At 64.2% G+C, this 991-nt stretch carries 1 protein-coding gene; it reads left to right on the top strand.

The genetic code is table 11. The annotated features are described in order from the left end of the window. Positions 1 to 237: 237 nt before the first annotated feature. A partial coding sequence (locus JHD07_RS30400; RefSeq protein WP_291628831.1) for a YkgJ family cysteine cluster protein occupies positions 238 to 991 on the top strand: 754 nt, incomplete at its 3' end.

The following is a 991-nucleotide window of genomic DNA, read 5'->3' on the forward strand; positions in this document are numbered from 1 at the left end:
CAGTGCCATCACCGGCGCTTCGCAGCGAAGCGCGCCAATTTCGGGGGCGAAACGACCTCCCCTGACGCGCCGGTCCGTCATTCCCGCAAGCGCCGCATGCGCGCACGGAGGGCTCGCATCCTTGCCAGCGCCAAGAAGATGAGTGCTATATGTTTCTAAGTCAGGTTTCAGAAACCTGTTTGCCGGTCTGTCGTCCGGCGCGATCGCAATGCGACTGAGAGAACAAGAAAAAGAAGAATGGACCAGGCGATGCTGAGCGTCGTCCGCGCAGTGGAGGCAGGCGCGACGACCATGAAGGGCGTGATCGACGCCACCGGATTATCCCGTCTCAAGATCGAACGTGCATTGACCGCGCTGGAGAAGCAGAAGCTGCTGGTCCGCGACGGCTACGGGTTCCGCGCGACCGGCCTGCCGAAGGCGGCGCGTCCGGCCCGGCAATGCGGCTCGTGCAACGCCTGCTGCGATATCCTCGAAGTGGCGGCTGTCGACAAGCCGGTGAACCAGCTGTGCAGGCACTGGCAACAGGGGACCGGATGCACCATCTACGACCGCCGCCCGCAAATGTGCCGGTCGTTCACCTGCGCCTGGCTTCAGGGCCATCTCGATGACGACTGGTTCCCGGAGCAGGCCGGCCTCGTGGTGCATTTCAGCCAGGACGCCGTCAATGTCACCGTGGACGACGATTGTCCGGACCGCTGGCGCGAGGAGCCGTATTTCAGCCGGCTAGCCGAATGGTCGCTGAACGGAATCAGGCGAATCGGCAACCGCGGTTATGCCACGCTCGTCGTCGCCGGCAACGACCGCTTCCTGCTGCTTGGACGCACCATCGGTCCCGAGCCGACGCTATCAGGCACCGCCTTCCTGCCGCTCACGGCGGATACCTTCCGGTTCTGGCGGGCGACATCGCCCGAGCATTTGCAGCGGCTGCACGAGCGGATCGCCGAGATCGAGCGGATCAGGCAGGAATTCGGCTCATGTGCGATTCCTGCGG

It is taken from the genome of Bradyrhizobium sp. (assembly GCF_016462955.1).
Lineage (GTDB): Bacteria > Pseudomonadota > Alphaproteobacteria > Rhizobiales > Xanthobacteraceae > Bradyrhizobium.